Genomic DNA, 22,355 nt, shown 5'->3' on the forward strand with positions numbered 1-22,355 from the left:
TCAGCTCATGGGTTGGACAGGCTTATCGGTTATACCGCCGCCATCGCCATTTTCTTTATGGGTATGACCGTTATAGGTCGTGCGCATTTCAGCCATCGTTTTTCCACTGCTGTCACAGTTGTCCCTGATATCGCCAGTGGATTCGATCGGCATTTCAAAACGTGCTTTAGTGGCATTCGTGAAAATAACTGGCTTTCCGCCGCCATTTACCACTATTCCGGCGCGGGTTAATGTGACCGACTGCCCCTGATCGTCATATAGCGCGACTTCCCCGCGCGCCAGGCCTTTCAGTCTGAAGCGGCGGTCAGCCACAACCACAGCCACTCCGTGCGAACGGTCACCGCCGGGAAACAATACCACCGCTTCTGCGCCATTCTGTGCTGCAGAAGTGAAACCGTAAGGTTCAAGATGCTCCACATTTTCTTTTTTTTCACCGGCAATAAGTTTCAGTCCGGCAGTCTGGCATTTTCTGACGGTATCAATCGCGGTAATGACGGCGCGCGTTACCATGTTCTGAAGAGGATGGTTAGCCATCAGAAATCCGCCTCCTCACTGACTTTTTTCTTCGTTTTCGGCCTGAATGGTTCAGGAAGATAAGCATCCGCAGGCCCCACCCGGATTTCGGTCAGGGTGCCGTTATTGTCCTGACTGTACGTCACTTCGGCGATCACCAGCGTTTCATTGTCAAAACCGTTCAGCGGGTCATACACCACCACGGCCTGATTCGGTTTCCACAATTCGCCATTCCCCTGTCTCCATCCCTGTACGGTATAGGTGGTTTCCAGCGTTTTCGCCGCACGCTGACGGGCTTCAAATTCACAGCGGGATTTGCAGCTGTCAGTCGTGGCAGTACCTGACTGCTGAATGGTGTGGGGACGATACCGCGTGACGCCTGCATCACCAGTACTCTGCCGGATAGCAGCAATGGTTGCCTCGCCGAAATCGTCATCCGTACCAGGACGCTGCCCCGTAACCAGATAACTGGAGAAACGCTCGCGAACACTACGCTCGGTATCACAGGAAAGAATATTCTCGCCAAGTACCAGAGCCGTGGCTGCTTTCATACTGCCCGGCCTGCCGAGAACCAGCCGTCCCCGTTCGTCGTCATATGCCAGCGCCTGAGCCTGTCCAAGCAGCCTGTTCAGACAGTCCACAACCGTTTCACCATGTTCCGGCTGAGCCTCAATAACGGCGGCTGCCGGCGCGCCGGCATCAACAACGTCCACGCCGAATGGCCGGGCAAGTGCGCTGGCGATCAGGAATAAATTTTTCCCGTTATGCTGTGCAGGTGATGCAGAACAGTCGATAAGATCTGCCGTTTTGCTGCGCCCGACAATGCCCGTCATAATGGTCTGCGCATCATAACGTAGCGGTAACGCCTCAACCCAGCCGGTAATAACTAAATCATCGCCAATGAGTACCTCTACAGCGTCACCATTTTTTACTGGCGGTACGTCTTCTCCACCAGGCCACTGCCGGGTGATCGAGACATTAAAGTCCCGGGCAATACGGTCAATGCCCGCACTTATCCGTACCGACGTCCATCCTCCCCAGTCTCGCCCGTTGACGCGTAAAAAAACCGTATTATTCATCGTACCGGAACCCTCAGCGGCTCAACCGGGATAAATCCCGGATGGGGAACGGGATTACGAGTGAGGATGTCAGATTCCCGCCCGGCGTCGTCATACCAGGCTGCAGCCAGTACCAGTGCAGGCAGAACATCATCAGGCGTTCGCAATGCAGTACGTTCAACCTGTGCCAGTCGTGCAGAAATATCGCGATTGAGATCCGTCCGCATAACGGAAATTTGCTGGAAAAGCACATCATCCCGGATACGCAACTGCTCCTGGTCAATCGCAGCATTGAGCGCGGTCCGGATAGCTTTCAGATCTTCATAATTCGGTGGAGAGCTGCCATTACCGACTGTCTGTACACCATCCAGCGCCGGGTGCATGACAGTGATAATGTCTGAGTCACGGCCTGTTCCTGCAGGCTGATTTACGCCCCGGACACCAGGTACATCACACGGCTGCTTCAGTGTTGTCACGGCGTGGACGGCTGTGCTGATGGCTGTTGTCCTGATGGCGGCTGCGATCATATTGCGTTGCATTTTCTGTTTCGCAGCAGATCCGGAGTCAGTGGGCCAGGTGCCACGGGGGGAAAGACCGGGATCAAGGGTGATACCTGACATCGTTTTTATCATCGTGACCAGATCCGATGTACTGCCTCTGAGCCTGTCACCTGAGCGCCAGGCTTTTTGCAGTGCGTTAACGAAATCACTTGCGGCGCTCGGTGGCATCAGAATGACAGACAAATCCCCCTGTAACAGCCGCATTGCGGCAGACACGCCGGAGTCAACCATCCTGAAAGCATCGGCAACATCGCCCAGCATGGAGGCAGCATCGGCAATGACATCGTTCTGGATAAAATCAGAAATACCTGACAACGAGAATGTGGAAAACATACTGTCAATCGCATCGTCGAAAAGCCCGCCTGATATTTCCAGGCGCTTCGCCGTTGCCATTCCTGCCACCGGAAAAGAAAGTTCACCACTTTCCACAAACTGAAAGGAGACACGACACATGCGCCCTTCTGTACTGCTGTGAGTGATCCTGACCTGTCCGTCAATGCTGCCCTGCATTTCGCCATACTGCGGATGGACCAGCGTACCAGGGCCTGCGGTTTCAATGGCACCAATAAGACGATCCCGCCTGTCTGCGTAATCATCACCGACAAGATAAGCATTTATCGTCAGGCGGCGCGTGGCGCGACCTAAATCCTCCGTCCAGGGCTTATCCCTGTTCGGATATTCATGTACCTGTACGCGGCGTCCAAAGGTGCTTTCATCATCTTCAACGGAGAAAGGCACTCCACGAAATGATGCATCACGCAGGCGCCCGCGCCAGCCAGTTGAGGAGAAAAAAGCCATATTTACCCCATAAGAAAACCTGCCGGAGCAGGTTTATCGTGATGTACGAAAGGGTGAGTAACCCACATCATGGCTGATGTTCATCAATGGATTACCGGATTTCGGTATATCAGTCACACGCATACCTTGTGGTGCATTCTCAAATGTCACTTTGAGTTCACTGCGCTGCGTTGATGGCGGGACAGCTCGCTCGAGTACGCCAGAACGCCGGGTCAGTGGCACATAAGGTTGATAACGCCCCTGCGGAATCGGGGTGTCCATACCAAGAAGCTCTTTGAGTCTGGGAATAAAACCGTTATACCCGCGTTCACGCTCCTTCGTTTGCAGCTTCTGTACAGCGAATGCGCCAGCATCCATACCCGCATCCTTCGCCCCCTGCTCCAGATCCTTAAGCTCTTTAAAGAGTGACACCGCCACGCCAATTGTCAGCGTCATGGCCCCCATCCGGCCAATTTTACCCAGCAGGCCGGAAAGCCGTCCGGCCAGCAGGACGGACTGCTGCAGGGCACCAATGGTCCTGACGGTAAAAGAACCAGCCATAACCAGACCAACCCCTTCAATCACCGTCTCCCATCCGCCCATCTCCTGCGCAACGTTATCGACCTCCTGCCATACCGCCTTAATCACCGGAGCAACATCGTCCCAGTTCTCAATGATCAGCATAGCGCCGGCCACCAGCGCCGCAATGGCGACTTTCGCCGGAGAGAGATTAATGACACTGTTCAGGATTTTGACAGCCCGGGACAGGCTGCCAATGGATACGCCAACAGCCAGCAGCGCCGCGCCGAACTTCGCCGCAGACTGAACCAGTTCAGGATTCGCGCGAACGAATGTCCGGAGCTGCTCCAGGTAAGGCATGACCGCTTCTGCAGCTTCGTTAATGGCGGGCAGGAAGGTATCGCCCAGCGTTACCGAAATCGCATTGACGCTGTTTTTCAGCAGAACCAGCTGGTTTTCTGTTGTGGCCGCGCGGGATGCGTATTCCTTCTGCATCGAGCCGCCATATTCCTGGGCATCAGCCACACGATCAAAATTGGTGCGTAACAAATCCAGGTTGGTCAGCAGCGGGGCAATCGCGCTAAGTGACTCCTTGCCAAACAGCGCATTCATGACGGCGGCCTGTTTAGCTTTTGGCACTTTCGCGAGCGAGTCCAGCACCTTCAGCATGGCCCCGCGCGAATCCTTTTGCATATCCTCAGCGAGTTTCCGGGGATTCAGCTTCAGGAAAGCCATAGCCTGTTTCTGGGCTTTGGTTGCCGAATTACCTGCGGTTAACGACAGCATGAAGTTTTTGATACCAGTGGAGGCTATCTCCGATTCAACCCCCATCCCGGCAATGGTGGCTCCCATCGCGGCAATTTCGCCGGATGCCACTCCGGCAACACCGCCAAGCGGACCAATCCGCGTCACGATATCAGAAATTTTCTTCGCATTTGCCGGGCCGGTATTCCCCAGATAGTTGATTTTATCGGCCAGGACAACCACGTCTTCCTGCGTCAGTTTGAACGCTGTCCGCCACTGCGCCATCATCTGACCGGACTCTTCGGCAGTGGTATCAAACGCCACACCCATTTTCACTGCATCGTTCGCAAACTGCATCAAATCGCCGCGGGCAATGCCTGCCCGCCCGCCGCCACGATCTCTGCAATTCCCTCCGCCGCCATCGGTAACTGTGTGGACAGCGTCAGGATATCGTCACTCATCTGCGCGAATGCTTTTTTATCATCCAGGCCGTCAACCACCTTCCGGATGTCAGCCATTTTTGACTCAAAGCCGATCGCAGCATTCACGGGCAGCGCCAGCGCCCCAAGAACAGCGGTCCCGGCAGCAGCAGCACCGATCGCCAGCCCGGCCATTTCTTTCTGAAATCCCTTCAGTTCCCGCTGCATCCCTTTCAGCGGACCCGATAACTGGTCAACGGCAGTGATAATGGCCTTTAACTGGAAACTGTCAGCCATGCTTCATTTCCTCATTGATACGGACAGCCTCCGACTCCAGCTCCAGAAAATCGGATATCACCGCCCGCCGGAGCTCCAGGGGGTTTATTCGCCAGAAGTATGCGGTGTTGTAGACCCGCTTTCTGAGTCCTCCTCCGTCTCCGACCGGGTAAAAAAATTGAGGATCAACATACAGGCTTTGAAAATATCCAGTTTTGCCAGTTGCGCTGCCGAGGAGCGTGGAATACCTGCCAGCACAGGGATATATTTCAGCGCAACCGAACTGTCCAGCCGGACGCCGCCGTCACCGGAAACGGTGAACGGAAAACCAATGGCTTCGATTTCATCGTAGGACGGTTCGCGCAGCTCCAGCACATGAAGCTTTTCGTTATGCGCCATAATCGGCTTTTTGAGCACAAGTTCTTTTATCACTGGTAAAATCCCTCCTCACCGTGGAACTCAAGATCCACGGTGCCCTCTTCCGGGTTATGGTTGGCTTCGCCGTGCAGCCAGGCGTTTGAGAGAACATACACCTGACCATTTGCCAGCTCTGATGTGATGGTCATAACATCAGAAGACGTAATTTTATCGACCGGGAAGCTTTTCGGCACTTTGGCGGTCACCTTCGTATACGGTGCCCGGCTGGTTTCCTTGTAGTCAACGGAACCATCCAGGCCAATCACGTCGTCACGAACTTTGGTGTTCATGGGGACTTCAATCCCTCCGGTTACCGACAGTTGCTGTCCGTCGATTTTGAAATACGTTGTTCCCGCAATTTTTCCCATTATGCAGCCTCCTCGCTGTACTGCAGACGGAACTGGTTAAGCACTGCAAACACACGTAACTGATTGACATAATCAGGCGGAAACAGCACATCCAGGCGGTTCGAATCGTTCGCGTTACGCTCCACTATCAGATGTTGCTGGAACAGATCGAAGTTTTCCACGATGCCTTCCCGCTCCATCTGGCGATATGTTGATCCCAGCTCACCACGGATAACGGCAGGCGTGACAATGGCCTGACCAGGCCCGAAACGCGTACCATCATTGGCAAGTTTATGGCGCCCGTATTTACTGGTAATAACAGATTTCAGACGGCGCAACACATAAGCACTGGTATGCAGCGTCTCGCTGTCAAGGTAGCTGTTATCCGCCACACCATACGCATTTTTCCTGTACGTCGTGATATCCCGCTGAATACGCAGCACGCCGCTTTCCACATACGCCGTTGCCACACCGTGGGAAAGTAACGTCTGCTGTTCAGTCGTCGTGAAGCGTTTGCCTTTCGGTGCCGGCAGCATGTCCACCAGTTCCCCGGTCTGGGTCGGGCGCGCCGGATCGTTACGGATAAAAACCGCAGCACGGGCAGTACGGCTTGCAGCCAGTTCATCAGCAGGCGTCTGGGTGTCTTTCTCATAGCCCGCCAGGGTGATGTGCTGCAGGTTAAACTGGTCACCCGCGGCCACAAGCTCCGACAGAGTCCCCGTCTTCGCCGTATAAACGTGACCATACAACTGCCGGACATAACTCCAGCGACCGCTGGAATCATTCATTTCAGTTGCCATCGTGTTCACCGATGCCGTGTCGTTAAACGGAAGGCCGATATAATCGAACGGCTCATCTCCCATCGCTGCCACCGCGTCGTTAAGAGCTGGCGCACCGGCCCCCTTCACGCCGCTGGCAACCGTAATATTCACACCCGCCGGTAACACCTCCCCACCGCCAAAGCCGTAATAATTGAGAGTGACCGGAATTTCATTTCCATATAACCCCTTGTGGCGCGCAGTCAGTGTCACCACCCCCGCTTCTGATGTTGCCGTAAAGGGAAGATCAGGGTTTGCATTGACCACATCCTTAATGCTCACAGCCACCGCCGCAGCGTCATCACCGCTGGTCACGGGAGCCTGAACGCGGGTTCGGCCGGTATAGACATTCACCGTTCCGGTTTCCGTCGCTTCGCCAGTTACCGTCAAAGCGACGGTTGCTGCCGCGCCTGTGGATTCAGGTACGGCAATGACATACAGTTCGCCAAATGGATCGGTCTTACGGTACGCCCCGACCATACGGGCCAGCTGGCTTCCGGCACCGCAAATCTGACGGGCATAATCAACCGATGACACCAGAACAAGACTGTTGACGGCAATTGACGCATCATTGCTGGCGTGACCAATCAGCAGTGATGCCCCGCTGTCCCGGGCGGTATTTGCCGCCGAGTTATCCATCTCGGCATAAAACAGCGGAGCCTGTGTATCTGACGGGATGGAATTAAAACTAATCGCCATTTGTTTTCACCTTTTTATTCATGCGCCGGACATCACCAGCGGCCTCGCGGCGCAGCCAGTAGTTATTCTCATCAACATTTCGACCTCCTTCAGGTAAAAGGTCGCCACGGGCCGGATCGGGAACCGATCGCCCTTTTGCGGGTTTCACAAACATGGTTTATTCCTGAAATGTAATTTCGGTGTGGTGCTCGATGTCGCCATCTGGCCCGGTACCGGGTTCGATAAAATCAACATCAATACTGAGCGTTTTAAGGTCGGGCAGGCCGTCCAGATCATCCTGCTGGCGGGTGTCTGTTTCGGTAATTTCATACTTCACCGTGAAGTCGAACTGGTAATACAGTTCGTGGCGGTTCAGATCGAGAAGCATCCCACCCGCATACTGAATTTCATGCGCCTGCGGATCCGGCTCCCACCCCAGCAGCGCCTTCCAGATTTCCTGCCTGACGTCGTGAACTGCGTCGTAAGAAGCCCACTGCCCTTTTTCATCCCGTTCGTTGCTGAGTACCACGATGACGGAAAAACCCTCCGTCAAATCCTGCCAGTAGTCGGTCTGCGATTTCTGCTCGCCAGTAACATCTTCTGACGGTACAACATACGCTGCCGGCAGTTTCAGCTTACCGGCATCAGGAATGGCTTTAAACTGTGCGGCCCCCCCCACGCGGTTCTCAAAACGCGGACAACGGGCACGCAGTGCGGCAATAACGGGGGTCAGTCTCACTTTTTACTCCTTCTTTGTGGACGCAGGGATTTCCGGAGCTCGCGGGACAGTATGTAACGGGTCCAGCTGCGGCGTCGTTCCAGTACCTCCGCCATATAGTTGTTGCGGGGAGCAATTTTCCAGCCGCTGCCACCGGAGGCCTCCCGGTGATGCCCTTTTTTACGTTTTGCGCCGCGCCGTACACCGTAAAACAGAAATGCAGGGTAAAATGCGCCTGAGATCGGGCGGTTCCCTTCCCCGTTCTTCTGATTAGGGGCAATTTTCACCATCAATCCAGGACGGCGACTGGATGCCCGCGGAACGTAATACCCGATGGAGCGTGCCAGTTTTCCCGTTCTGTATGAAGGATTATCGCCGGGTCCGGAACGCCCCCGCTTCATGACCAGGCGGCGGGCATCACGCATATGTACCTGCCCGATACTGACAAACGCCCGGCGCAAACGCGCCCGGTTAAAAACAAGCGTTTCCGGTTGTTCAAAATCAACGTGTAAAAACGCTTTGTTCTGCATAGCCCTCTCCCCGTTCAGTGCCCAGTTCCTCGCATTCGAGTAACAGGAAACGACGTTTGCTGTTCAGGTCGCGTATGCGCCGGATGCGGTAAACCTGCCCGTCGCAGAACACTTCATGATCGGCGGTAATATTCCGGCGCCAGCGGATCGTGAAATAGTGCGTCACGATTTTTTCCGTCTGTACGGAGCCCTGATAGGCCGCCGCTCCGGGCTGGGCCATCTTCGCCCAGGTGCGGATTTCCTCCGGATACGAGGGGGACACGCCAAAATCATCATTCGGCTCATCCACACGCAGGCGAATCGTAACTCGCCGGTTCAGCTCACCGGGATCTGGCAGAAGATAAGTTGCACTGGTATTTACCGGGCTGTTTCTTGCTGAACGCATCCCCCCTCCTTCTACAGGCCGTAAATGCGATATGGTTGTAACAAGGCTTCAACCGCAAAAGGAGTTTCTGAAATCTCCCCCATCCCGGCTGGTTCACGATTTTCGTACCAGAATGCCACTAACAATAACAATGCAGCTCTCACGTTGTCCGTAAGCAACAGGCTGTCAGGATCTTCCCGAAAGCCATCATCCTCACTGGTCATATACAGCTTCCGGCGTGTCCATTGTTCAACATAAGCCACAGCTGCCCCTGTATAGAGACGCAATAACTCATCATCGTCAGTAATGTCAGGTTCCAGACGTAAATGCTGTTTCACTATATTCAAACCCAGCATTACCTTTTGACCTTTTTATCCGCTTTAGTATTCGGCTGTTCCGGCTGTTCCGGCTGTTCCGGCTGTTCCGGCTGCGCAGAATTATCGACCTCAATCAGATGTGCATATCCTTTATTAATCAGTTCGCGTCCGTGCTGCTCAATGGTTTCGAATACCGAGCCTTCGGTAACCACGTCGCCGTTTATGTACAGCGGCTTTTGTGCAATTATTTTCATAGCTCACTCCCATAAAAAAGCGGCCCGCAGGCCGCAGCAGGTTTTATGCGCCAGCAGGTGCCGGGACAGTGAAGGAACCATAGATGAATGCTTCCGGACGTTTGACTGCCAGTGCCAGACGCTCTTCACAACGAATTGAGATCATGTTTTTCTCAAAATCGTCGGCGTTTTCAGTGGAAATAACCACATTGGCATCCTCACGATCAAAAATCTGCGCACCAGCGTTAAATGCACCTGTCAGGAATTTTCCCTGGAAAGCAGCTGCTTCGGTGGCAACAACCGGAAGCCCCCACAGCGTCGGGCCCGTCAATGCCGCCGGGTTCGCTAGGATATAGCGCCCCAGGGTGTCTTTAGTCAGTTCGATTTTCGCCCAGTCCATGAAGTGCAGAACATGTCCGGATGCAGGGAAGCGGGCAAGTTGAGCCTGAAGCATTGCCAGGCGCAGATCGTCAATACCGTTCTGCTGCTCAACGGCAAATGCCGCGCTATAAGCCGTTGCCTGCAGCACGATGCCATGAAGGTGTGCGCCAGTGCCATCGCCGAACAAAATCTCCTGCTCTTCGACATACTTGAGGCCGTAACGCATTTCAGCATCAATCATGGACTGCAACTGAGCGAAGTCGTCCAGAATCTGCTTGAATGCCTTGAACATGTGTGCGATGGTTGTCACAGGAGTGATTTTCGGAGTGAACTCAATATTGCTGTACGGCTTGGCCGTATTCTCCGGAACCACTTTTGCAGCATTGGTAAAGCCGGTCTGCTGCACCCAGAAAATAGCCGGTGATCCAGTTCGCCCAGGCGCGATTAAATCTCGAATAAATAACCGCTGCTTTGGCGCTACATCAATACCTGGCAGTCTTTGTGGCTCAACAATACCTTCAGGAACGTCACTGGAGATCAGCGCAGCTTTTACAGGAACAGAAATACGCTTGTTCCCTTCGATGCTGGACGAAAGAACTTTAATGGCTTCTGCAGAAATAACCTGCTGGCCGACAGTCTCAACAACCATTTTTGCGTTTGCAAGTGGCATCTGCGCAACATGCTGCTCCAGTTCGCCCAGCGCAGCCTTTAGGGTTTTTTCGGCTTCTTTGAGTGCATTAAACTCGGTCGCCATTTTGTCTACGGTTTCTTTAGTTTCCGCTGACAATTTACCGTTCTTCTTCGCCTCAGTCAGAGCCTCTTCCGCTTTGGCGTTAAATTTGCCTGTTGCTTCTTCAATGCTGGCGGTAACTTTTTTCAGAATTTCATTTACTTCAGACATAAAAGGTCCTTATTTGACTAACGCAGCGAGGGCGTTTTCAAGAGAATTGATGATTTCAGGTTTTATTTCTTCGGCAGCGCCCCGGCGTGCCGTCATGGTTGGTGGCAGCGCCAGACATGCCACCGGACAGGGCTTTAATCAGTTTCCGGCGTTCAGATCGCGGAGTGTTGGTCTTTGCCAGCAACGCATCGAGCTTACGCAACGCTGCAGCAGGAGTTTCGTCACCGTCACTTACGGCATCAGCAGAAAGAAGGCTGTCGGCCAGACCTTTCTCCACGGCATCGCTACCGCCGATGTAGCTTTCGGCATCCATCAGTTTTTGCACTGTGGCCATATCAAGCCCGGAGCGTGCGGCGTAAATGTCAGCCATTGCGTTATCAAACGGTTCGAGAGAGGCAGATAATTCAGCAAAGTCATGCCGGTTACCCATTGCCACCACCCAGCAGTTGTGGATCATCAGGAAGGCCCCACGACCAATCTGAATATCATCCCCGGCCATCGCGATAACAGAGGCGGCGCTGGCGGCAATGCCCAGCACCTTGACCGTAACTTTCCCCTGGTATTCACGCAGCAGGTTGTAGATGGCCAGTCCTTCGAACATGTCGCCGCCCGGAGAGTTAATATTCACCGTGACGTCAGCGCCATTCATCACACGAAGCGCACCGGCAATGCGTTTCGCCGTCACCCCTCCGCCCCAGTAGTCCTGCCCGATAACATCAAAAACAGAAATGCTGTTATCGTCGGTGGCCGCAGCTTTGATCCCGCCGTTCCAGCGGTCCAGTGCGGAAGGAAGGGTTTCACAGGTAACGCGCGCACAGGGGCGCCCCGCCGGCGCTGCCGGAAGTTGTTTCTTGCTCATAAGGAAAGTGCTCCTAAGCGGCCTGTTTCAGCGGAGATTGTTCGTAAGGAATATCGGGGAATACATGGTTATGCAGCTCTCTGACAGCGAGCGCCTGAACTGCAGGGTTGACGCTTTCGAGGTTTTTCAGCTGCGTCAGGTTGAGTTGAACGGTGTAAATGTCCCCCCCCCTTCAATCGGCGGCATATTTTCCAGACGGCGAACATCGTTTCGCGACATCCAGCCATTCTGAAGCGCGCTGGTATAGTAAGCCGCACGGCCAGCGCTGTCAGCGCGCAGCAGTCCTTCAACGGAGAACTCCGCGAACACGTCATCATCGCTATCGAGCAGGCACCGGCCAATTTCCTGTTCAATATTCACCAGCAGCGGTCGAAGAGTGTGCGTCAGGAACTGGAGGTTCATCCCTTCAAGACTGGATGCCCAGCTACTTTGTTTAGTGGTATGACCGACCATGAAAGGAGGAACGCGAAACCAGCGGCAAATTTCCTCGATACTGAAGGAACGGCTTTCCAGCAATTGTGCCGCTTCCGGATTCATGGTGACATTCTGGTATGTGAGTTCATTTTCCAGCACCATCAGTTTTCCGGCATTTTTTGAACCGATAAAAGACTGAAGGTTTTGCCTCAGACGATCACGCTGCTCTTTGGTCAGCGCATTTTTTGAAGAAAGAAACCCTGTACTCTGAAGGCCATTTTCAAAGATTTTTGCCACGGCTTCATCCACCGACATTGCCGCACCAAACACATCGATGCCCGTCATCGCAGGCATCATGCCACATACACCATCCAGACCGAATCCACGGATATGCATAATCCGGTTTACAGGTATAATTCTCTGTTTTCCGTTCTCAGTATATGAGTACTGCAATTGCCCACTATCCAGTCGTTTTACTACCATGTTCTGTGGTAACAGCGGAACCAGCGATACCAGTTTTCTGCCGATAAACAGTTTTTCAACAAATGCATTTCCCCGCAGACAGATACTGGCGACCACCATCAGCATAAAACGTGACGGCGTCATTTCAGGATTGGGGCGCCGGCAAAGCACCTGGTAAGCAGGATTATCAGAAGCCAGTTTTCGGGAGCCATCAGCCTGCCGCTCGTAGATTTTCAGCGGTAACGTGGAAACCGATTCACTCAACAGCCTGACACAGGCCCATACAGCAGACAGGCGGATAATCTTATCAGCCGTCACAACTTTTCCACTGCTGCTGGTTCCGAACCACTCGCGCCAGAACTCGCCGTTAGTCAGGCTGACGGGGACGCCCAGCCAGTTTAAAAGGGCGCTTTTTATTCGCCCGGGGTGTTTATTATTCGCCATCAGATACCCACTATGATTGGATCATCAAAGAAACCATCAACATCGCCATCATCAGTGACATCCTCTTCTGATGCACCTATTGCCATAGCGGAAGCCACCACGCCATCAATACGTCCGGTACTTTTTTTCTTGGCAAAAATGCGGTTTTCTTTCTGATCGGCTTCGGTTACTGCGGAAGCTGCATTCCAGCGCAGGCAGGGATTAGTTTTAATAACGACTGCACCATCATCCAGCATCTGCTCAAATAGCTCGATAGAATGCGGCATCCACAGACCAGAATCTTTTGCCTTGTAGTAGCCCTGCCCATGCGGGATCAGCGGCACTGATACTGAGGCTTCGTCCAGTTCCGGCTCAAGGTATTTAATACGGTACTGATCGAAGGCAATGGCTTTGATGTCGAACTGCATTGCAAGATCTGCGATACGTTCAGCAACAAAACCATACTTCACGGCTTTACCTGGTGTGGTGTGGATGTATCCGTCCCGTTCCCATGCGTCATATGGAACCCGGTCTGTTTTCGCCCGGTCTGTCAGAGTGTCTTTTGGCGTCCAGAATTCCACCACCAACTTTCTCTTTTTCGGAAAGAACAGAGCCAGTGCTGTGAGATCCCGGCTGCCTGAAAGATCCAGACCGCCATAGCATTCCTCGCCCCGCAGCTCCTGCAGGTCGAAATCCTCCTCGCATCCCATCCAGACATCACTGCTCATCCAGGGATTATCAGCATCCACCCACTGGCAGAAGTTCAACCGCCGGACAATGCTTTCCTTCGACGGCATTCCGCGGGCCTGCGTGACCTGCTCACGCAAATAGCGCTCAGTAAAGGTGTGTCCCAGCGAAGGGTTAGCCTTTTTCCAGCAGGTCTCGTCCTTAAAGGGATCTTCCCCTTCGTCCAGCGAACAGATAAAAGAAAAGAAGCTGTCATCGTCAACTGAACCTTCAGCAACCTTGCGACCATATTCGTGATAGTCATAACAGACGCTGGTTTTATCATGGCCACTGTTAGTTATCATGAAAATCAGCGCCTGCCGGCGGCCTTTCGTTCCGGCGCGCATCATTTCCACGACCTGGTTATTTTTATGTTCGTGAATTTCGTCTATCAGAGCACAATGCGGGCGTGGCCCTGACTGGCCGTCGTCTGAGCTGATAGGCCGGAAAAAAGAACCGGTCTGCAGAAAAGCCAGATTCCACTCTTTCCCGGCACCGCCTGATTTGTTAATCCGCTGTGCCAGTGCTGGCGACTGGTCAACCATCGCCACAGCATCGCGAAACAGTATCATGGCCTGGTCTTTTTTCGTGGCGGCCGCGTAGACTTCCGCGCGTGGTTCCTTGTCGGCGACAAGGCAGTAAAGAGCGATACCAGCTGCAAGCGGTGATTTACCTGACCCCTTACCGGATTCGACGTACACCATACGGAACCGGCGATAGCCGTCTGAGTTTTGCCAGCCAAATATAGACCCCACGATAAAGCACTGCCAGGGTAACAGATTGAACGGCTTGCCTTCGTGTTCGCCGCCGTTAAGTTTCAGCACTTTCGCGAAAAAGTCGATGGCACGCTGCGCTGTTTCCGTATCCCATACCAGACCGCGGGCATGGCAGGACTCCAGATCCTTCAGGTGACGCTTGCAGGAATTGCGGATATCAGGTCCGGCAATTTCCTTACCGGACGCCACATCCATCGCATAACGAGTGGTGGGGTCAACCGAAGAACTGGTTGAGCGGGTCTTCTTTCTCTTCTCCACCATCAACTTTCACCTTTGTTCTGGCGGCCGGGGTGAGACCGAATTCGACCAGGTAACTTTTAAACCGTCGATCGGCATCAGCCAGCATCGCAACAGCCGGGTTCGCCTTAATCAAAAATCCCCCTTCAGTCTGGACTGTATAAGTTCTCCCTTCGTCCGCGATCGTCAGACGAAGCTGAAGGATATCTGCATAGATATCGCAAAGACGCTCCAGCGCCAGTGAATCGGCAACTGTAAGAATACCCATGCCATCAAGTAAAACTGTGAGCCTGCCCCACGCAACTTTTCCCCAGTCGCTAAGATGTGCTGGCGGGCTGGGGATTTCTTTTGCTGGTTGGGGTTCTTTATCGTTGAGTTTACGTTTGCCCGGGTTGCCGGTAACCACTTTCAGGTGGGTCGGTTTCGGGCGCCGTCCTGCCATCGGAACCTCCCGGAAAAAAACTTTTCATTTCGCGGTTGTGCACACAGAGGGGGGCGGGCGGTCACGCAGGCACAAAGCTGTGAACTTTTAACCCGCCCACCTCCTTCATAGCTGCCACACATATGAGAATTGTTATCGTCTGAACCAGTGCGATGCACGGTCAAGTGGAATACCGTTCTCGTCACAGCCCACGACGACACCACGTTTCTCCATTCGTTGTTTCGTAGAGTCGTGGTGCTGCTTACACAACCCCTGCCAGTTCTTCCGGCTCCAGAATAGCTTTTGTGCCTTCGCTATCGCTTCGGCGTTTCCACTATTCAGCGCCTCTTTCAGTTTGTGCGGAATGATATGATCGACCACCGTTGCCGCCGTCACTCTTCCCTGCTCATGACACATGGCACACAACGGATGAGTACGAAGGAACAGGAGGCGCTCCTGGTCCCATTTGCTGCCGTAGATACGGAGCTCTTTTTTCACATCCGCCCCTATGTGTTGCGGGGCTCCCCGGTCCGGTTTTGTCATGTGGATACCTTGTTGTATAGTCGTCACCATAAACCGCATGGAGAAATGATATGGCTGTCAAAATATTCAGAAGCGATCATCAACCAGCCAGCGAATTAGCTTACCGTAACTGGCTTCGTGATAACCCTGATGGATTTGTCGTGAATGCCTTAAAGAGCGCCAGTGGACAGAACACGAAAAGTGATAAGCGCTTTACCCGAATTCACCGGGCCAAATGTAAAACAATTAATCCGCTGCTGAGTTCAACGGAAAAATCTGGCTTCACCACAGGGCGATACCAAAAGCTTTGCGCCATAAATTTTGACGCCGTTAATAGCGAGGCCCGGATAGTTACTGGCCTGCCGACCATTAAACCATGCCGCTGCGTCAAATGAAGTTACGTTATTATGATGAGTCTGCCCATGGTGATGGCAATAGAAAAGGCCGCCATAATATGCGGCCTTTGGTTACTATCAGCTAACAGATAAAACACAACCCTCAGGAGCCACCTGGAAGAGTTATACCTAACCGGATAGCTGGCAACCTCTGCTTTATACTGGTATTGGCTGGCAGAGGTAAAATAAGAGTAGTTTGTTTTATTTTATCCACATTGATATATCAACGATGATGGCAGTTATTCTTATAAATAGAGAATTGTTTAATCATTCGACTACAAAGGCAGCATTATATCCTGTCAATACTGGGTTATTTTCATGAGGTGTGCCAGTTTTTAACGTCTGGTTACGCTGCGTTGATACATGAGATCTTTTTCTTCAGTACCATGGTATGTGACATACGTCCGTATATCCCCTTATAGGACATTTTGTGCTCTTTATGACACCCCGCAGGCCGGAACCGTAACCGTCCTGTGGGAATTTTTTATCTGCACTGCGTCCGGATGTACTCCTGCAAATACTTCAGTTTTTCCTGATCGCTGATGATTCCGGCGCGGATATCGAGAACGTTTTGTCCAGCAACTGGAGAGAGTTCGACGGTGGCAGCATTGCCCACGCGGCGGGTACTGGCGGTTTTGGTTGTGGTTGGCACTGTACAGCGTCCTTCGACACGCACCCGGCCACCAGCAGCAAGGAGGCGCTGCAAATCAGTATTCCTGTTTTGTGCATCAGCTAGTTCCTTTGTGTATTTTGCATCGAGGGCGGCAACGTCACGCTGGCGCACCTCCATATCGCTGATAGTCTCGTTCGCCAGCGTCAGACTATGACTGGCGGTATCACGCTGCGATTTATACTGAATGGCGTTGTCGCGGTAATGGTCTGTTGTCCATGCAAGTACAGCAATCAGCAAAGTCACTGAGAGTTGCAACCAGTATTTTTTCAGCAATACAGGTAACAGATTCATACCAGCACCGATTTTGCTTTTTCAAAGCGCTCTCGCCTGTCACCGATGCCGTTCTGCCCTCCGTTAATGATCTGCGTAACGCGCACCAGGTCGCCGGAGTATTTCAGACACCCTCTAGTCACAAAAAACCACGCTGCGGAACGGGCGGCATGACGATCCAGTTCAAGCTGTCCCGGATTCGCCACCAGATCCAGTTTCAGGGCAACGCCGCATCTGGTGTAATTCTCCAGCCCGGTAATCTGGATAAGCCCACGCCCGCGATACTTCCAGCCATCTCCGGCGTCTTTGTTACCCATGCGGCCACCGTAAACTAGATTGGCTATTTGCGGCTGGTGGGCCACCTGCTTACCATCGACACGCCCCAGCATTTCACACTGATACGGCGTCAGGCGTTTACCAAAGGTTTTCATCAGCCCATCTACCGAGTAGTTGAAGCTCTCGACCAGCGAGGTAAAACCAGCAGATTCATGCCCAACTTGTGCAATGAACATAGCCTGATCGTTAACTGCTGTAATACCAAACTCTTTCATTGCCGCAGTAATATGCGGATACCAGCGCGCGGCCAGTTCGGAGCTGATACCAGCCGCCTGCTGAAATTGGGATTCATTCATGATTAAACCTGTGGGGGGTTGCCACCGCCAAAGCGGTTACTGAAATACGTTGAAATGATGGTGCTGATTTTCTTCACGCCGATAAATCCGATAGTGCCGCCAATGGCTATTGTCAGACTTTTCGGCACATCAAAATAATCCAGCGCAGAAACCGCCGTCAGGGTCAGAGAACCACACAGCAACCCTTCAAACAGCGTTTCTTTCCAGCTGCTGCCGTTATAGACCATGCGGAAAAACGCAACAACGATTGCCATAACAACGCCGCCAATGGGTACGTCTCCCCGCCACCAGCTTTGAAAAAGTTCGCTCCAGCTGTCCCACGAATGGGGATCAAAGTGCATTTTCATGACCTCCCCCTGTCCGGGAGACTAATTACCCGGGTATCGGGTGAGTGGAAAAAGAAAAGGCCACGCGAATACGCAGCCTGTAATATAAGATTTATATATTCAGCGGCACTCCATCCAACAAACCACCCACGGTTGTACGGATTTTAACGGAGTGCTTTTGGATGAGCGCTGAGCCCAGTGGTCAGTATTTTTACACAGCAATTTTGCAAAAAACGGCACCCATTCAAACTCAGGCCGCTTTCAGTCACTATGGTAATCCCATCATCTCATACTGAAAAACTTTTACTGGAGCGGTCAGCGGAAATCAGACCTCGTGCCTACAGCTTAGAAATCTGTCCGGGTGAGCCAGTGGCGGTCGGTTGTTACGGTGCCGGGTGCCTCCCGGTGAACCACATACCAGTCGACATGGTTCGCGAGGAACATATATTAGACTGGTCGCCCCGCCGCTCAGGGGGATTCACCATAACTGTGTTTTTATCGGCTTACTAAAGTAAAACTTTAACAGCAGACATCCTCCACGCTCTAAGAAACAAGAAGGTCTACTGCACTACGGATAAAAGTTTACATAAGTTTTGATTAAGGCTATGTTCTTTACAGGAACATTTGTAGAACCTTATATCTCTTTGGCATTATTTTGCGACGATACAGGTGCCCGCTCTCTGTAGCGGGCTTTTTTTCGCCTGTAAAAAAGGCCCACCGAAGTGAGCCTTTGGGACACGCTATATTTGTTATCAGTATGCTGCAGTGCCGGGTGCCTCCCGGTGAATCTTTGGCTGGCTATACCGTGACTCGCGTGGCAAATAAACAGCTATTTCCATTGAAAACCAGTTACGCCCCACCGCACAGGGGGATTCACTGCAACCGCAATAACATAACGTGATAATTTACCACGTTTATTATTTTAAGAATTATCTGCTCACGTCTGGCAACAATGACCTGTAGATTGTGTTCCGCTGCACAGGCCCCTCAGTTATAAAGCGACCTTTGCCCGGCTTTATGAGGGGTAAACAAAAGCAATATCTGTGTAATTCCCGAGTGTCTTTATAGTAGTTGCTGCCCGCTCACTCCGGTGAGCGTTTTTTTACCAGAAATGCTAAATCATCTGAGAATAAATATGCCCCGATATTATAAAATCAGCCGCTCCTGGGAAGGCAGGAGATACATATACAGGAATGATGTCCTTCTGGAAGCCATTGTCACTTCAGATACAAATCAGAATACAGAGGAAACACTGATTCAATGGTTAAATGACCAAGAAAAGGGAACCACTACCGTCGATTATAAAAATATCACGTGCTGGTATTACGGTGGAGTGTGGCTGCATTATCTCATTAACAATGATGCACTGTCTTTATATATGCATTCAAGCGGTGAAGACGCTTTTGATTCGATCCATTTCTGTGCCCGTGAAATAGCAAGGATATTCTATAAAAATCATCCTGGTATTAATATCCGTTGGATTGAGCATCCACATAAACGCAACAATCTGAGACAAACATCAATAAACAGTGAGCCATAAAAACCCCCACCAGGCGGCAGGGTTTCGATGATTCATTTTGTTCAGGTACAACTTCACATGATTAGAAGCATACACGATAGTTTCGGACAAAATCAAGCTATATGTCGTGAAAATACTAAATTTTGTTGAAATCATCGCTAAAACTGGTCGCATTCTGAAAAGCAGCATCAGCCTTACGCTCTTCCCGGTAACAAATATCCACCAGCACCTCCAGGAATGGTTTCCAGTTGCGGGTCCATGTTCTGACATGTAATTCCGGAACTCGCCTGAGAATCGCTTTATATGCAGCCGTAGAGGGTACCGGAGAAAAACCATTTCCGGAACAGCGCTCACAGGTTTTGAACACCGGCACACCTCTTTCTTTTGTCGCCATGCGGTCGAGCACCTCCCCTTTTCCACCGCAACGGCACCGGGCGCTTATTGCTCCCTTACCGTCGCAAGCCTCACAGACTGCCGGCACTATCTCCGTTACCTCCGTCCATTTCTCCCAGTCAGACGGGCGGACAGCGCGGGAGTGGCTGGCCCAGTATGGTGCTTTCCCCCACGGGTAAGAAACTTTGCGGGTTGTCTGCGTTCGGGTAATTCGCCCGCTGCCTTTGCAGGTGTGACATGTCACGCTGGTAGCTGCCGAACGGGAATACTCAGCAAAGGCAAACTGCGCCAGTACCAGCATACACCAGCCAAATTCACCACCTGCAGCTTTGCGCACGTTCTTCGGTGCAGTATCCATCGCGTGACGCGCCAGCGCCTGAACCGCCAGTTGCTCATCCGTTTTGCTGATCCCGGCCTTTCCGAAGAAAGCAGCCAGGCCGAAGCGCGCACGGCTGCTGGTGGTACCAATAGCCGCCATTACATCTGTACCGGTGAGACGATCCGGAGAGGTTCCTTTCACGTCGTCGCTGATGTGCATTCCCTGAGGGCTAAAGTGTTTTAGTGATGCCTCCAGTTTCATTCTTCACACTCCCCTACCAAGTTAAACATCACCGCCGCGCCGTGGTTTTCCATGTACTGGCCCTTTTCACTTGCAAGGAACCAGCGGCACACCTCCTCGGCTTCAGCACGCGTCACGGGTTTGATGGTTGCCAGCAATCTTTCGAGATAACGCTCACGGTCATACACTGTTTTATGATGTTCAGAATAACCATATCCGTTACCGAGTTCCCTACCAGCAGTGTGGCGAACCATTTCACCAGACTTACCAACTTCAGAAGGATTAATCATTAAGCGTTCTCCATTTACGCCAGCACGCCAGTTGCCAGCGCGCGCTCGATAAAACGAAATATCAACTCCAGTTGAGAGCCGTATTTCTCTTCGAATGCCACGGTGTCCGCATGTAACTCATTGTGATGCGTTCTGCACAACGGCAGCACAAAGAGGTCATGCGCCTTTGTTCCCATCCCTCCCTGACCGTGGCCTGTCAGGTGGTGCGGATCATCCGCCTGCCTCCCGCAGCACGCGCACGGCTGGGATTTAACCCAGCGGGTATATCTTTCATTGATCCATCGACGGCGTTTCGGACGTAACATGAAGCTTTCCGGCGATTCCGGATCAACCCTGAGTGCCAGTACCTTTTTCGCCTTATCCTGTACAATGCTGGTGGCCGGCACCGAGGGGACAATTTCACTTTCACGGGTAGCTGACTGGACAATTGCCTTCGGCATCCTTAATGCTTTTCTCGCAGCGCTCTCCGGTAAGACTTCTGCCAGGTCATTGCGTACCATCCACCAGCACAGTTCCGGGAGCGTGACTGCGTGCATATCGTCAAAACCCAGATCACGACAAACAACCGATAAAACCCATTTTGTCGTGTTCTCCACAGCTATTGATTCCAGCCGTTCCGTAAACTGTTCGCGCAGCAGGTTATCGCAGTGCCAGCACAGTCGGATTGCCCCCGGGGCGTGGCGCATGGTTGTCATCTGTTCGCTGTGCCAGACTGAATGCGGCCACTGACAGCCATTCCCCCGGAGTAGCCAGCTTTCCAGACTATCGAGACCACCAGCACGATAGATAACCGACTCATTACGGAACACATCACGAACAGCAGGATCATCCGCCAGCGGCTGTGATACCGCCGGGACCGCGCCGCAGGCGAAAGATGAATATTGTTCCGGCTCTGGTTCAAGCAGAACACGCCCCTGCATAAACAGGGGCATCAGTTCCGATCCCGGCCTGAACAATACAACGCCCATACGAGGAGCAATTTCAGGGGTCAGTAACGCTCTCACGATCACCTCAATGAACGGTATCGAGCAGCTTCAGCAGCTCAGGGAATTTGGACTCGAAGAAATGCGGTTGCGTCTCGCGAGGGTTTGCCGGGCTGGTGATGTTTTTGCCGAACATGCAGCCTTTCGCCGTCAGCGACCAGAATTTTTTAATGCCGTTAATCGCGGAGCGACTGTAACGCTCACGATGTTCAACAACACCCAGCTTTGCTAACTGCTGATACGCCTGATTAGCCGTCATCCGGATACCATGCTGTTTTAACAGCGCGCTCAGTGCCAGTGTCGGGCGGCTTGAACCATCCGGCGCGCCAGCCGGAGCATCAATGGCATATTGTGGCGCCAGGTTAGGTAGTCCCACTGCCTCCTGGAGTTTCTGACACGCGCCCAGTACCGATGAATTGGACAGGTTTAACTCTTTGCGCATAAAACCCAGCAGAATCACCCCCGCCTGCATCTTATCGGCAGCCATACCAGAAGATGTTTGTGGCGCACTGGTAATCCGATCGAACGTGCGGATCACCTTGAGATGGAAAGACGGGCTGATCCACATTGCATAAGCAAACACCAGTTCTTTGCATACGTATGTACCTTGTTCAGCACCACCGCGAACAGTATTTACTGGAGCGATACCCAAACTTCGGGTATCACTACCGCCCTGAAAAAAGCTAACAGATTGATTTTGTTCCGAGGGTGGAATTCCGCCCTCGGTGAAAAGTTGCTCAATCAGCTCACGGGTTTGCTTATTATCAAGCCAGTACTTCGGACGGTATTTCTGCTCTCCACCCGCAGCCCGGTGCAAATCGTTAAGACAATAGCGCCCATGAACGTCGCGGCGAACTTCGATACCATCAATGACCATTAAATTATTCATGCTTCTTTCTCCATGT

At 52.4% G+C, this 22,355-nt stretch carries 23 protein-coding genes and 4 pseudogenes; 1 reads left to right on the forward strand and 26 read right to left on the reverse strand.

Going from position 1 to position 22,355, the window contains the following annotated elements; genetic code table 11:
* From ACFK9X_RS14370 to ACFK9X_RS14460, 19 genes and pseudogenes are all read right to left on the reverse strand, one after another.
* On the reverse strand, nucleotides 1-534 hold the full coding sequence (locus ACFK9X_RS14370; protein ID WP_151116810.1) for a phage baseplate assembly protein V: 534 nt from the start codon (nucleotides 532-534) through the stop codon (nucleotides 1-3).
* Nucleotides 534-1,592 carry a phage baseplate assembly protein gene (locus ACFK9X_RS14375; RefSeq protein ID WP_001066632.1) on the reverse strand — a complete coding sequence of 353 codons (1,059 nt, stop codon included), beginning with the start codon at nucleotides 1,590-1,592 and terminating at the stop codon, nucleotides 534-536. Before ACFK9X_RS14375 ends, ACFK9X_RS14370 begins: the two co-directional genes overlap by 1 nt.
* Nucleotides 1,589-2,929 carry a DNA circularization protein gene (locus ACFK9X_RS14380; RefSeq protein ID WP_151116812.1) on the reverse strand — a complete coding sequence of 447 codons (1,341 nt, stop codon included), beginning with the start codon at nucleotides 2,927-2,929 and terminating at the stop codon, nucleotides 1,589-1,591. The genes ACFK9X_RS14375 and ACFK9X_RS14380 overlap by 4 nt, the downstream gene beginning before the upstream one ends.
* A gap of 33 nt (nucleotides 2,930-2,962) precedes the next feature.
* Nucleotides 2,963-4,887: pseudogene (locus ACFK9X_RS14385) on the reverse strand (phage tail tape measure protein).
* 84 nt (nucleotides 4,888-4,971) lie between these two features.
* Complete coding sequence (locus ACFK9X_RS14390; RefSeq protein WP_000588852.1) at nucleotides 4,972-5,298, reverse strand: phage tail assembly protein; 327 nt, start codon at nucleotides 5,296-5,298, stop codon at nucleotides 4,972-4,974.
* On the reverse strand, nucleotides 5,295-5,651 hold the full coding sequence (locus ACFK9X_RS14395) for a phage tail tube protein (protein WP_000515953.1): 357 nt from the start codon (nucleotides 5,649-5,651) through the stop codon (nucleotides 5,295-5,297). Before ACFK9X_RS14395 ends, ACFK9X_RS14390 begins: the two co-directional genes overlap by 4 nt.
* Complete coding sequence (locus tag ACFK9X_RS14400; protein ID WP_151116814.1) at nucleotides 5,651-7,147, reverse strand: phage tail sheath subtilisin-like domain-containing protein; 1,497 nt, start codon at nucleotides 7,145-7,147, stop codon at nucleotides 5,651-5,653. Before ACFK9X_RS14400 ends, ACFK9X_RS14395 begins: the two co-directional genes overlap by 1 nt.
* Complete coding sequence (locus tag ACFK9X_RS14405; RefSeq protein ID WP_023233175.1) at nucleotides 7,137-7,301, reverse strand: DUF2635 domain-containing protein; 165 nt, start codon at nucleotides 7,299-7,301, stop codon at nucleotides 7,137-7,139. Before ACFK9X_RS14405 ends, ACFK9X_RS14400 begins: the two co-directional genes overlap by 11 nt.
* A gap of 3 nt (nucleotides 7,302-7,304) precedes the next feature.
* The gene (locus ACFK9X_RS14410) at nucleotides 7,305-7,865 is read right to left on the reverse strand and encodes a hypothetical protein (protein ID WP_151116816.1); all 561 of its coding nucleotides are present in this window, start codon (nucleotides 7,863-7,865) and stop codon (nucleotides 7,305-7,307) included.
* Complete coding sequence (locus tag ACFK9X_RS14415; protein ID WP_001179802.1) at nucleotides 7,862-8,374, reverse strand: hypothetical protein; 513 nt, start codon at nucleotides 8,372-8,374, stop codon at nucleotides 7,862-7,864. Before ACFK9X_RS14415 ends, ACFK9X_RS14410 begins: the two co-directional genes overlap by 4 nt.
* A complete protein-coding gene (locus ACFK9X_RS14420; protein ID WP_001255650.1) occupies nucleotides 8,346-8,759 on the reverse strand; it encodes a phage head closure protein in 414 nt (137 codons plus the stop codon). The genes ACFK9X_RS14415 and ACFK9X_RS14420 overlap by 29 nt, the downstream gene beginning before the upstream one ends.
* 11 nt (nucleotides 8,760-8,770) lie before the next feature.
* Nucleotides 8,771-9,094 (reverse strand): head-tail connector protein, encoded by a 324-nt coding sequence (locus ACFK9X_RS14425; RefSeq protein ID WP_000901160.1) that lies wholly within the window; start codon nucleotides 9,092-9,094, stop codon nucleotides 8,771-8,773.
* Nucleotides 9,094-9,309, reverse strand: coding sequence for a hypothetical protein (locus ACFK9X_RS14430; RefSeq protein WP_047643298.1), 216 nt, complete (start codon nucleotides 9,307-9,309; stop codon nucleotides 9,094-9,096). Before ACFK9X_RS14430 ends, ACFK9X_RS14425 begins: the two co-directional genes overlap by 1 nt.
* Nucleotides 9,310-9,352: 43 nt before the next feature.
* Entirely contained in the window at nucleotides 9,353-10,570 is a 1,218-nt protein-coding gene (locus ACFK9X_RS14435; RefSeq protein WP_151116818.1) for a phage major capsid protein, read from the reverse strand.
* A 9-nt stretch (nucleotides 10,571-10,579) separates the two neighbouring features.
* Nucleotides 10,580-11,429 (reverse strand): annotated as a pseudogene (locus ACFK9X_RS14440) (head maturation protease, ClpP-related).
* A gap of 13 nt (nucleotides 11,430-11,442) precedes the next feature.
* Nucleotides 11,443-12,749: pseudogene (locus ACFK9X_RS14445) on the reverse strand (phage portal protein).
* Complete coding sequence (locus ACFK9X_RS14450) at nucleotides 12,749-14,491, reverse strand: terminase large subunit (RefSeq protein ID WP_000229716.1); 1,743 nt, start codon at nucleotides 14,489-14,491, stop codon at nucleotides 12,749-12,751. Before ACFK9X_RS14450 ends, ACFK9X_RS14445 begins: the two are co-directional and overlap by 1 nt.
* Nucleotides 14,445-14,909, reverse strand: a complete 465-nt coding sequence (locus tag ACFK9X_RS14455) for a phage terminase small subunit P27 family (RefSeq protein WP_000919034.1) — start codon at nucleotides 14,907-14,909, stop codon at nucleotides 14,445-14,447. Before ACFK9X_RS14455 ends, ACFK9X_RS14450 begins: the two co-directional genes overlap by 47 nt.
* Nucleotides 14,910-15,041: 132 nt before the next feature.
* The gene (locus tag ACFK9X_RS14460) at nucleotides 15,042-15,386 is read right to left on the reverse strand and encodes an HNH endonuclease (protein ID WP_191964503.1); all 345 of its coding nucleotides are present in this window, start codon (nucleotides 15,384-15,386) and stop codon (nucleotides 15,042-15,044) included.
* A 95-nt stretch (nucleotides 15,387-15,481) separates the two neighbouring features.
* Here ACFK9X_RS14460 and ACFK9X_RS14465 point away from each other — a divergent pair, with 95 nt between their 5' ends.
* The gene (locus tag ACFK9X_RS14465; RefSeq protein WP_000268746.1) at nucleotides 15,482-15,805 is read left to right on the forward strand and encodes a hypothetical protein; all 324 of its coding nucleotides are present in this window, start codon (nucleotides 15,482-15,484) and stop codon (nucleotides 15,803-15,805) included.
* Nucleotides 15,806-16,289: 484 nt separating this feature from the next.
* Here the strand turns inward: ACFK9X_RS14465 and ACFK9X_RS14470 are convergent, their stop codons facing one another.
* The 7 genes and pseudogenes from ACFK9X_RS14470 to ACFK9X_RS14500 all read right to left on the reverse strand — a co-directional run bounded on the left by ACFK9X_RS14470 (nucleotide 16,290) and on the right by ACFK9X_RS14500 (nucleotide 22,339).
* Nucleotides 16,290-16,769 (reverse strand): lysis protein, encoded by a 480-nt coding sequence (locus tag ACFK9X_RS14470; protein ID WP_001050823.1) that lies wholly within the window; start codon nucleotides 16,767-16,769, stop codon nucleotides 16,290-16,292.
* Nucleotides 16,766-17,380 (reverse strand): glycoside hydrolase family 19 protein, encoded by a 615-nt coding sequence (locus tag ACFK9X_RS14475; RefSeq protein ID WP_001005904.1) that lies wholly within the window; start codon nucleotides 17,378-17,380, stop codon nucleotides 16,766-16,768. Before ACFK9X_RS14475 ends, ACFK9X_RS14470 begins: the two co-directional genes overlap by 4 nt.
* Nucleotides 17,381-17,382: 2 nt before the next feature.
* Nucleotides 17,383-17,727, reverse strand: a complete 345-nt coding sequence (locus ACFK9X_RS14480) for a phage holin, lambda family (protein WP_001668825.1) — start codon at nucleotides 17,725-17,727, stop codon at nucleotides 17,383-17,385.
* A 1,634-nt stretch (nucleotides 17,728-19,361) separates the two neighbouring features.
* Nucleotides 19,362-20,198, reverse strand: a complete 837-nt coding sequence (locus ACFK9X_RS14485; protein ID WP_001668823.1) for an antitermination protein — start codon at nucleotides 20,196-20,198, stop codon at nucleotides 19,362-19,364.
* Nucleotides 20,195-20,428, reverse strand: a pseudogene (locus ACFK9X_RS14490) (hypothetical protein); the annotation flags it as partial. The pseudogene ACFK9X_RS14490 and the gene ACFK9X_RS14485, both read right to left, overlap by 4 nt.
* A 53-nt stretch (nucleotides 20,429-20,481) precedes the next feature.
* Nucleotides 20,482-21,471, reverse strand: coding sequence for a DUF968 domain-containing protein (locus ACFK9X_RS14495; protein ID WP_151116822.1), 990 nt, complete (start codon nucleotides 21,469-21,471; stop codon nucleotides 20,482-20,484).
* Nucleotides 21,472-21,478: 7 nt separating this feature from the next.
* Nucleotides 21,479-22,339 carry a KilA-N domain-containing protein gene (locus ACFK9X_RS14500; protein WP_001061460.1) on the reverse strand — a complete coding sequence of 287 codons (861 nt, stop codon included), beginning with the start codon at nucleotides 22,337-22,339 and terminating at the stop codon, nucleotides 21,479-21,481.
* Between the last annotated feature and the right edge of the window lie 16 nt (nucleotides 22,340-22,355).

Source organism: Salmonella sp. WC3, assembly GCF_042932255.1.
In the GTDB taxonomy this organism is placed as follows: domain Bacteria; phylum Pseudomonadota; class Gammaproteobacteria; order Enterobacterales; family Enterobacteriaceae; genus Salmonella; species Salmonella enterica.

Coding starts and splice junctions, on each gene's coding strand:
- ACFK9X_RS14370 (WP_151116810.1), bottom strand. CDS start 534: ATGGCTAACCATCCTCTTCAGAACATGGTAACGCGCGCCGTCATTACC.
- ACFK9X_RS14375 (WP_001066632.1), bottom strand. CDS start 1,592: ATGAATAATACGGTTTTTTTACGCGTCAACGGGCGAGACTGGGGAGGA.
- ACFK9X_RS14380 (WP_151116812.1), bottom strand. CDS start 2,929: ATGGCTTTTTTCTCCTCAACTGGCTGGCGCGGGCGCCTGCGTGATGCA.
- ACFK9X_RS14395 (WP_000515953.1), bottom strand. CDS start 5,651: ATGGGAAAAATTGCGGGAACAACGTATTTCAAAATCGACGGACAGCAA.
- ACFK9X_RS14400 (WP_151116814.1), bottom strand. CDS start 7,147: ATGGCGATTAGTTTTAATTCCATCCCGTCAGATACACAGGCTCCGCTG.
- ACFK9X_RS14405 (WP_023233175.1), bottom strand. CDS start 7,301: ATGTTTGTGAAACCCGCAAAAGGGCGATCGGTTCCCGATCCGGCCCGT.
- ACFK9X_RS14415 (WP_001179802.1), bottom strand. CDS start 8,374: ATGCAGAACAAAGCGTTTTTACACGTTGATTTTGAACAACCGGAAACG.
- ACFK9X_RS14420 (WP_001255650.1), bottom strand. CDS start 8,759: ATGCGTTCAGCAAGAAACAGCCCGGTAAATACCAGTGCAACTTATCTT.
- ACFK9X_RS14425 (WP_000901160.1), bottom strand. CDS start 9,094: ATGCTGGGTTTGAATATAGTGAAACAGCATTTACGTCTGGAACCTGAC.
- ACFK9X_RS14430 (WP_047643298.1), bottom strand. CDS start 9,309: ATGAAAATAATTGCACAAAAGCCGCTGTACATAAACGGCGACGTGGTT.
- ACFK9X_RS14435 (WP_151116818.1), bottom strand. CDS start 10,570: ATGTCTGAAGTAAATGAAATTCTGAAAAAAGTTACCGCCAGCATTGAA.
- ACFK9X_RS14450 (WP_000229716.1), bottom strand. CDS start 14,491: ATGGTGGAGAAGAGAAAGAAGACCCGCTCAACCAGTTCTTCGGTTGAC.
- ACFK9X_RS14455 (WP_000919034.1), bottom strand. CDS start 14,909: ATGGCAGGACGGCGCCCGAAACCGACCCACCTGAAAGTGGTTACCGGC.
- ACFK9X_RS14465 (WP_000268746.1), top strand. CDS start 15,482: ATGGCTGTCAAAATATTCAGAAGCGATCATCAACCAGCCAGCGAATTA.
- ACFK9X_RS14470 (WP_001050823.1), bottom strand. CDS start 16,769: ATGAATCTGTTACCTGTATTGCTGAAAAAATACTGGTTGCAACTCTCA.
- ACFK9X_RS14475 (WP_001005904.1), bottom strand. CDS start 17,380: ATGAATGAATCCCAATTTCAGCAGGCGGCTGGTATCAGCTCCGAACTG.
- ACFK9X_RS14480 (WP_001668825.1), bottom strand. CDS start 17,727: ATGAAAATGCACTTTGATCCCCATTCGTGGGACAGCTGGAGCGAACTT.
- ACFK9X_RS14485 (WP_001668823.1), bottom strand. CDS start 20,198: ATGAAACTGGAGGCATCACTAAAACACTTTAGCCCTCAGGGAATGCAC.
- ACFK9X_RS14500 (WP_001061460.1), bottom strand. CDS start 22,339: ATGAATAATTTAATGGTCATTGATGGTATCGAAGTTCGCCGCGACGTT.